Source organism: Pseudomonas izuensis, assembly GCF_009861505.1.
GTDB lineage: Bacteria > Pseudomonadota > Gammaproteobacteria > Pseudomonadales > Pseudomonadaceae > Aquipseudomonas > Aquipseudomonas izuensis.
In genome coordinates this window covers 1-8,854 of record NZ_WTFT01000021.1, presented here as the reverse complement: position 1 = coordinate 8,854, position 8,854 = coordinate 1, and the positions used below count along the sequence as shown (strand labels likewise).

4 protein-coding genes are annotated in these 8,854 nt (G+C 63.2%); 2 read left to right on the top strand and 2 right to left on the bottom strand.

The window, feature by feature from the left end; genetic code table 11:
- Window positions 1–50: 50 nt before the first annotated feature.
- Both mnxG and GPL81_RS18715 read right to left on the bottom strand, forming a co-directional pair.
- Window positions 51–5,879, bottom strand: a complete 5,829-nt coding sequence (gene mnxG, locus GPL81_RS18720; RefSeq protein WP_160107906.1) for a manganese-oxidizing multicopper oxidase MnxG — start codon at window positions 5,877–5,879, stop codon at window positions 51–53.
- A gap of 206 nt (window positions 5,880–6,085) precedes the next feature.
- Window positions 6,086–6,694 carry a lytic transglycosylase domain-containing protein gene (locus GPL81_RS18715; protein WP_096512416.1) on the bottom strand — a complete coding sequence of 203 codons (609 nt, stop codon included), beginning with the start codon at window positions 6,692–6,694 and terminating at the stop codon, window positions 6,086–6,088.
- A 218-nt stretch (window positions 6,695–6,912) separates the two neighbouring features.
- Between GPL81_RS18715 and gspG the strand changes: the two genes are divergently transcribed.
- Both gspG and GPL81_RS18705 read left to right on the top strand, forming a co-directional pair.
- Entirely contained in the window at window positions 6,913–7,362 is a 450-nt protein-coding gene (gene gspG, locus GPL81_RS18710; protein ID WP_160107905.1) for a type II secretion system major pseudopilin GspG, read from the top strand.
- Window positions 7,363–7,376: 14 nt separating this feature from the next.
- On the top strand, window positions 7,377–8,564 hold the full coding sequence (locus GPL81_RS18705; protein ID WP_096515484.1) for a type II secretion system F family protein: 1,188 nt from the start codon (window positions 7,377–7,379) through the stop codon (window positions 8,562–8,564).
- Window positions 8,565–8,854 lie beyond the last annotated feature (290 nt).

Here is an 8,854-nt window from a genome sequence, read left to right as displayed (position 1 = left end):
GCCTTGCTCCCACAGGTTTGGTGGTGTTGCCCACCACCCCTTCCCGACCGTTACGGCACCGGTGCCGGTTCCGGCTCATTGGTCACCCGCAGCAAGCCCCACAACCCGGCGGTATTACCGAAGGACGCGTTGTCGCGGTACAGGTAGTCCCCCGGTATCGCGTTGCTGCCGCCGGCGCTCGGGTGCATGAAGCTGAAGTGCGCCGCCGGCAGCACGCTTTCCCGGGCGCCGATGTACATCGACATCGGGTTGAGCCCGAACTTCACCGAACCGACGCCCGGCGTACCCATCGGGTAGCCACCCACATCGCTTTTCTCCGACTGGAACGGGTTGACCGACCAGACGTGACCATCGAGCTGGAAGGTCGAGCCGCGGCTGCCACCGGACGGCATCAGGATGTGCGTGCGGAACGGTTGCCCCGGTTTGGCGTAGAACACCGGCGTCTGCGGGTCGCTGCCCACCAGCGCGTTGCTGTAAGCCATGTGCGCGTTCGGCACATCACCGTAGCCATGGCCGTCGGCGTGACCGAACGGCGCGTCCGGGGCCAGGCCGAAGCGGAACCACATCGGTTCGATCTTGTAGTTGATGGCCATGCTGGCGTTGTCCTTCGGATCGTTCGGTACACCGTTGCCTTCCGAAGCAATGCCTTCCACCGGCCGCCCATTGGCCCAGCGCGTGTTCAGGGCGCGTTGCCAGACCATCGCGAAGTCACGGTAGGTGGCCTGGCCCGGCGCGGTCACCGTGGCCGAAGCACGCTTGGCATCCTCGACCCAGGTGGCGCCGGCCGGCAGGATGCTCATCGCTCCGCCCAGACCTTTTTGCGGCTGCTTGATGACGTCCGCCGGAGTGATGTTCAACCCGCCGAACTCCACTGCCGTGGCGTTGATGTTGTCGACGTTGCGCCCCAGTTGGGTGATCGGCTTGCCTTCACGCTCCAGGTGCCCGGCGTAGTACTGGTAGGTACGGGTCGGGTACGCGCCCGTGTTGCCAACGCGTGGCGGTACGGTCTGGATCGGGTTGGCGCCGACGTTGGCGCCGTCGGACTTGGTGATGTCATACGCCAGCAGTTGCGTATGCAGGCCGACATGACTGGAGGGCCGCAACAGGTTGTTGTTGAAGGTGGTCGAGCCCATGCCGTCGTTGCGGTCGCGCTTGGCCAGGCCCTGCATGATCGCGGTCTGGGCCAGGTCCGGCATCACGCTCGGCAGACGGTTTTCCAGGGTGATGTTGATGCAATCACCGGCCGCCGCACGCAGGATCAGCGGTTCTACCGGCACACCGGGTTTGAGCTTGCCGGTGATCGGGTCGAGGTCGGCCTTGCGCACATACAGGATCGCGGTCGGGTCATGCAGCGGCCCGCTTTGCCCGCCGATGGTGAAGGTTTCGCCATCCTCGGGATCGGTCACCGTGACCTGTGGAATGCTCACCGTCCGCGAGTTGAGCACCAGGGTGCCCCCCGCCGGTTTCAACGGCCCGCCGACATGTTGGCCGATACCCGACGGGTCACCGATAGACAGGCCCAGTGGATTGGCCAGGATGTCGTTGGCCAGCGCCGCGACCACTTCATAATTGCGTTGCACGGTCGGCCGGGTGCCGATGCCGTTGGGGTTGGCGCCAATCCGTGGGCAGATGCCATCGAACGCCACGGTGTTGCGCATGCCGGTCGGTTTCGGGTTGTTCGGCAGCGCGAACAGATCGTTGCGTTGCGCGGTGTAGTTGCGCATCACACCCCAGATACCGTTCCAGTAACCCTCGATAGACGCGTCCATGGTGTACAGATAGTCACCGGTAGTCGCCGCCGCGCTGGACATCATCGACACCGGCGCATTGAAGCCCATTTGCTCGGAGATCCCGACCATCTGCGAGGCGCGCCAGCCGGAGTTGGAGCTGTTGCCGAAACCGGAACCGCTTTGCAGCCATTTCACACCGTGCAGGGTGACGTTGTGCTCCTCTTCGTGGCCGCCGGCATGCACCCGCAGCCGTACGTTGTCACCGGTGTAGGTCCGCAGCATCGGGGTGAACGGATCACCCGGTTCCGCACCACCCTTGTTGATGTGCGGCGGGAACAGCGTGGTGCCGCCGGTCGGGCCGGTGGCCGAGGTGATCAGGTTCGGCGCCAGGTTCATCGCCGGGATCGCACGGTCGGTACGGCTTTGCATGGCGTACGCCAGATCGCCGCCCAGGCCATCGGCCTGCATGCCGCGCTTGCCGTCCGGGCCGACCTTGTTCGGGTCGAACACCCGCAGGGCCAGCGGTTCGTTGCGGTAGTTGACGACGAACATGCCCGGGTCATCCACCGAGATCGCTTGCGGGCAAGGCCGGCTCGGGCAGCCCGGTTTCACGCCGCCTCGCAGTTCCACCACCGCTTCGAGCAACTCGCTGGTGTTGTCGCGCACCGGCGGGTTGATCGCGTAGCGGAAGCTATCGGCCGTGGCCGGGAACGCTTGTGGGTTCGGTACGCCATTGGGACCTGCGCCCACGTACACACCGGCTTCATAGGCGTGCTGGAAGTCGCTGTATTCGAGGAAGAACTCACGGAAGCTGTCGTTCTTGCCGTCATTGTCCAGGTCACCGGTGGAAATCACCGCCTGCCACGAAGTCGGCCCGCCATCCTGCCGCGCGCCGCTGTACAACGGCTCGCCGGTTTCGGCGTGGAACCAGGTGGAACCGGCTGGCTCGGCCAGCACGGTGGCGTACAGGCCAATCTGTTGGTGAGTCGACGGGCCTAGGTGGTCGTGGGTGAAAATGGTGCCCAGGCCACGGTCGACGCCCTGGGTGTTCACCACCGGGTCGACGAACCAGCGCTGCATCGCCGTGCGCGCCCCGACCCAATCGGCCCGGCCGAACTGGCCGAAGTACGGGTGATTCTTGGCTTTCGGGCAGGCTGGCGTACCGTCGCGCGGGTCAGTGCCTTCGCACTGGTTGTATTCGCGGATGGCGTGGATACGTTCCTGCACGGCACCCGGGGAGAGCACGCCGTCTTCGTAGTTCCAGCCGTTAGACGAACCGTCCGCGGCGGTCAGGTCCCATTTCGGCAGGTGGATGTGCTGGCCGATCACGTCGGTCGGCGTGCGCACCTGATAGTCGTCCATCTCGTAGGTGGCCGGCACCAGGTTGGTTTGCTGGTATTGCACGCAGTCGAAGGTGTTCATGCGCATCACCAGCGGCTCTGGCGGACGCTGCTTGGTGATCACCGGCCAGGCGTCTTCCCACAGCGCCAGGATGCGCGCTTGCGGGAAGTGATAGCCGACCTTGTTGTACACCGCGTCGAACTGGATGTTCGCCGCTTTGTAGACCCGTGGACGGTCGGCGGTGAAGGTCGACGAACCGATGAAAGACATGCCATCCAGGCGCTCGCCGCTGTTGAACTCGCCGGTGCCGGCGCTGCTGGTCAGGCGTTTCTGCCGGTCATCCATGCAGGGTTCGTAGTACGGGGCGCCGGCAATCGGCAAGGCACCGTTGGTGCGGAAGTTGCGCGCCACGATTTGGCTGCCCGGCAGTACGGCGTAACTGGGGTGATCTTTTTTCGCGTGGAAGGCCATGGCCGACTGTTCGACTTCGGTGCCTTCTTCCGGCAGGTAGATCGGTTTGGCCCGGGTCACCGACTTGGAGAAGTCCAGCGACGTGGTAACGGTCTGCGCCTCGCCCCCCTCGGACACGCCGCCCAGGGCATGGCGCGGCAAGCCGCCGTTCCAGCCACCGGACTGATTCGGATCAAGGTTGGCCCACAGGGCTTTGCCACTGGCTTTCAGGCTCTGTGCCGTGGCGGCGTCGAGCATGTCCAGCGGTGGGGTCGGTGGACGCTGGCCGACCGAACTTTCCATGCCACCGATCCAGAAGGGATAGCCAGGGTTTTTCAGGGTGCCGTCGGTATTACGGTTGGCATCGCTGCGATCGATCAGCGCCAGGGAACCGATGGCCCGGACGCCACCGCCATGGTGCTCGCCGTCATCATCGCCTTCTTCATCATCGTCATCATCGTTGGCGGCCACCAGGGTTTCGCCGATCTTCGGTACGACCGCGACTTTGCCTGGCATCGGTGCCATGGCTTTGCCGGGCAGCGGCACCACGGCTGGAATCGGCGTGCCGGCAACGATTTCACCGTCGGGCAAGGCCCGTGCGCCTGCCGCCGGTTTACCGCTGCGCAGGGCATAAGGTTCGCTGTGGAAACCATCGGCGCCCTGTTGCGAGACTTCGAGCCGGGTGCCTTCTTCGAAGACGTCATGCACCCGCCACATGGCCCACATGCCTTGGGCGAAGTGCGGGTAGAAATGGCAGTGATAGATCGCATCGCCCGCGACCCGGTTGCGGTTGCCCGAGCCGCCGTTGGCGATTTCATAGGTGTAGCCGGCGCCCGGACCGATGCCTTGGGCGTCCACATAGTCGGAGTTGTCGTCGTTGGGGTTGAACAGCCACTGATGGCCGTGCAAGTGGAAGATGTGATGCTCGTAGCCGTTGTGGGTGTTGCGGAATTTGACGAAGTCGCCGATGTAGCTGTGAGCGACGTTCGACGGCTCCGACGGATACAGCGCCGTGGTCGCCTTGACCCCGACCTGATCGGCACGCGGGGTCTGGCCAGGGGTGATGCCTTCCAGCCCGGCGTTGGCCGGTACGTCCACCAGCATCGCCACGTCGCCGACGGTGTGGGCACTGAGGAAGAACTCTTCATAGGCGCAGGACAGGCAATCGTGCATCGGCCCCACACCCAGGCGGTTGGCGACCACTTCGGCGCCCATGCCGCCGGAGCCGTAGTTGATCATGAACGAATCGCGGGTCGGCTCCAGTACGTGGGCCATGACCGGGTCGGCCCAGTAAGCCGGGAACGCCTGGGTCACGGCGGTTTCATCCTGGAACTGCGCGGAGAAATCGCGGAACGGCTCCAGCCGGTTGGGGATTGCCGGGTTGCGTTTGCCGATACTTTCCAGCGGATAGGTCGAGGCCGGGAAACTGCCATCGGCGTTGCTGCCCATGACAATCGCATCGGCTTCGCTGGAGACGATTTCATTGCCGTCGACCATGTTGATGATCGGCTTGCCAGCCTTGCCTTCGCGAATCCACGGCTGGCGCTGTGGATAGCGTGCCTGGTAGTCGACGATCGGATGACCGGCCGGGGTGCGGCCGGTGCTGGCCAGGCGCATCTCTTCTTCGGTGATGGTGTTGCGGTAACTGCGACCGCCCTTGGGCATGACCGCCACCTGGCCGAACAAGCCGTTGGCGTTGTTGCCGGCCGCACCCTCGCCACCAAAGGTCGCGCCGCGGCTGCTCACCGTGAACGCGCCTTCGCGTTCGGCGTACAGGGTGTAGGAACGACTGGCGCCGGGTGCGACCAGGGTGTTGGCGTTGCGCCCGGTATAAGAAGAGATGTCATCGATGCTGTTGACCGCTTGCATGCCGTTGACCTGGAAGCCGACATGCCGGTCGGCGACCTGTTCGTCAGCCTTGAAGGCTTCACCGCCAGCGCCAATTTCGATGCCGCCTTCACCCTCCTCTTCGCCACCCCCATCATGGGCACCCGGGTTGGCCTGGTAGGCCAGCAGGTTTTGCAGGTTGACCGTCAGGCAGTCACCGGCGGCGACCCGCAGCACCAATGGACGCGGGCGCTTGTCCGGCCGCAACGACACCTTGCCCGGCACCGCGGCGCCCCCCTGGTCCAGGGAAACCTGACGGTCATCGACCACGTCGCGACGCAAGGCGAACATCATGCCATTGACGTTCTGCGCCCCGAGACGGTTGAACATCAGCGGCTGGTCCAGCGCCACGACGTTCGCCGTCAGGTTGCGCTCGCAACGCACGGCGGCTTCGGCGAACTCGATGCCCAGCATGGACGCGGCCAACAACAGCCAGGGGAGGATGGTGGGAACATGGTGTATGCCGGTCATGATCACGGGCCTCGCTGTGGACGCTCACAGGGAATAATTCTCGATAACTCCCTTGAGCAATCTGCATGCCATAAAAAATTCATCTATTTTTCAGCCATTTACAGTCATCACTTAATTCGCAAGGGGAAAATTCCCCACTTTTTCCCCACTTTTTCGCCGGGGCCACTATTCCCCACTGTTGGGGAAAACCACCCCGGGGCTTTCACTCACAACGGGGCATCCGCCGACAGCCCCTGCAAACGCCGGTATTGGTTCAACACGCTGGGCACATAACGCTGGGTTTCGGCGAAGGGCGGGATCACGCCGCCACGGCTGAGCACGGCCTGGGGACCTGCGTTGTAGGCGGCCACGGCCAGGGCGATGTCGTTGTCGAACATCGTCATCAGGCGTTTGAGGTAGCGGGCGCCGCCCTGGATGTTGGCCTTGGGGTCGTAGACATTGGCCACGCCCATCTCACGGGCGGTGTCGGGCATTAACTGCATCAACCCCCCCGCGCCCTTGGGCGACACGGCGCGGGCGTCGTAGTGGGATTCGGTCTGGATCACCGCGTGCAGCAGCGCTGCGGGCAATTGATTGTCCGTGGCCGCCTTTGAAACCAGCTCGGCATAGGGTCGTGCGGCAATCATCTGCGGCTGCCGGTCGATGCTGACTACGGCCGCCTGGGGCTCATGAATGACCCGCTGATAGTGGCGACCGGGGCGATGCACGTTGGAGAGGACGAAGTTGCCTCTGGCGTCCACCGAGACGAACACATCGGCCTGGGCGGTGCCTGCCAGCAGCGTCAGGCCGAGTAGTCCTGCGGTGAGAGTTTTCATTGTTCTACCTCCCCTGCCCGGCCCCGAAAAATGGGGGTATTGCCCCAATGGCCGCTCGTTTATCAGCCATACGCAAGCACTGTGCCGAAACCGCAAAGGGCCTTGGCACGGGGGGTTCGGGGGGAGGACGAAGTCTTTGGCAATCCCTTGCATGGCAATTGCATACGCCTCAATTGCATCAACCCGCTGCGATCCTTTCTGCCGAGTGTGAGGTCATCATGAAACAGCGACTGTTTTGCGCCCCGCGTGATTCTTTTCCGAAAGCCCAGCGCGGGTTCACCTTGCTTGAACTGTTGGTCGTGCTGGTGGTGCTGGGGCTGTTGGCCGGCATCGTCGCGCCGAAGTATTTCGCGCAGCTGGGCCGCTCCGAAGTGAAAGTGGCCAAGGCGCAAATAGAAGGCCTGGGCAAGGCCCTGGATTTGTACCGGTTGGAGGTCGGCCATTACCCGTCGACCGAACAGGGCCTGCAGGCGCTGGTCACCGCGCCCAGTGACGAACCCCACTGGACCGGCCCGTACTTGCAGAAAAAACTGCCACAGGACCCATGGGGCCGTAACTACACCTACCGCTGCCCTGGCGAAAACGGTGAATACGACCTGCTGTCCCTGGGCAAGGACGGCCAACCCGGTGGCGAAGGCGAAAACGCCGAAATCACCAGTTGGCAGTGACGGGGATGGCGACCATGCGTTTTCACCTCAAAGCAGTCGGCAAGGCCGGTGTGGTATCGATGACCGTCGAAGCGCCGGGCCACAGTGAAGCCCGGCGCATCGCCGAAGACCAGGGCCTGCGGGTGGTCAGCCTGCACGCCGAGCGACATTGGCGGGCGTTGCGCCTCAAGCAGCGGGAGACGTTCAACCTGGTGCTGTTCAGCCAGGAACTGACGACGTTGCTCAACGCCGGCCTGCCGTTGATCGATGCGCTGGAAAGCCTGGCGGAAAAAGAAACCGCGCCACAGGCTCGCAAAACCTTGAACGAACTGGTGCGCCTGCTCTATGAAGGCAAATCATTCTCCCAGGCATTGGGCCAGCTGTCGGCGGTATTCCCTCCTCTGTACGTGGCGTTGGTGCAGTCCAGTGAAAAGACCGGTGCCGTGGGCGATGCCCTGGGCCGATATGTCAGCTATCGCCAGCGCATGGACGAGGTTCGCCAGAAGATCGTCAGCGCTTCGATCTACCCCATGCTGCTGCTGGTGGTGGGCGGTGGCGTGGTTTTGTTTTTGATGGGTTACGTGGTGCCGCGCTTCAGCCTGGTGTTCGAAGGGCTGGGGTCGAACCTGCCGTGGCTGTCTCAGGTGCTGATGAGCAGCGGCATGTTCCTGCACGCCCACCAGGGCGAATTCTTCGGTGCCTTCCTGGCCATCATCGTCTCCCTCACCCTGCTCCAGCGACAACCGTCCTTTCGCCGGGGCGTGGACCGCCTGATCGAAAAACTCCCGGCGGTGCACCAGCGCATCTTCATGTACGAACTGGCACGTTTCTACCGTTCCCTGGGGATTCTGCTGCAAGGCGGCATTCCCCTCGTCACCGCCATGGGCATGGTCCGTGGCCTGCTCACCGTGGCTTCCCGCACGCGCTTGGACCAGGCATGCGAACGGGTGCGCGAGGGGCAATCGTTGTCGACCGCGCTGGAACTCAATCGCCTGGTGACCCCGGTATCCCTGCGCCTGCTGCGTGCCGGCGAACAGTCCGGTAACCTGGGACAGATGATGGAGCGCAGCGCCGACTTCTACGACGAAGAAATCAGCCGCTGGATCGAGTGGTTCGTACGGCTGTTCGAACCCTTGCTCATGACCTTCATCGGCCTGCTGATCGGGGTGATCGTGATCCTGATGTACATCCCGATTTTCGAGCTGGCTTCCAGCATTCACTGACCTTCTGGAACGGGCCATGGCAGCGGGTTGCAGGGGGGCTTCAACGTCGCGACTGAATAAATCAGTACGTTGAGGTGTTTTTCAACATTCCTACTGAATAAAGGAACCAAGCAGCACGTTGCATTGTTCATCAACGTTCCAACTTGAAAAAAGAAAACGGAGAACGACATGCACATCAACAAGCTTTTACTTGCAGTAGCTATTGGCGCGGTTTTGTCGGCGTCTACCGTATTGATTCCGGACAGTCTGTCCGATGTGTCGAGTGCCCACGCGAAGGACGGTGGTGGTGG

Excerpts from the sequence above, each read along its gene's own strand:
- mnxG (WP_160107906.1), bottom strand. The coding sequence starts at position 5,879 with ATGACCGGCATACACCATGTTCCCACCATCCTCCCCTGGCTGTTGTTG.
- GPL81_RS18715 (WP_096512416.1), bottom strand. The coding sequence starts at position 6,694 with ATGAAAACTCTCACCGCAGGACTACTCGGCCTGACGCTGCTGGCAGGC.
- gspG (WP_160107905.1), top strand. The coding sequence starts at position 6,913 with ATGAAACAGCGACTGTTTTGCGCCCCGCGTGATTCTTTTCCGAAAGCC.
- GPL81_RS18705 (WP_096515484.1), top strand. The coding sequence starts at position 7,377 with ATGCGTTTTCACCTCAAAGCAGTCGGCAAGGCCGGTGTGGTATCGATG.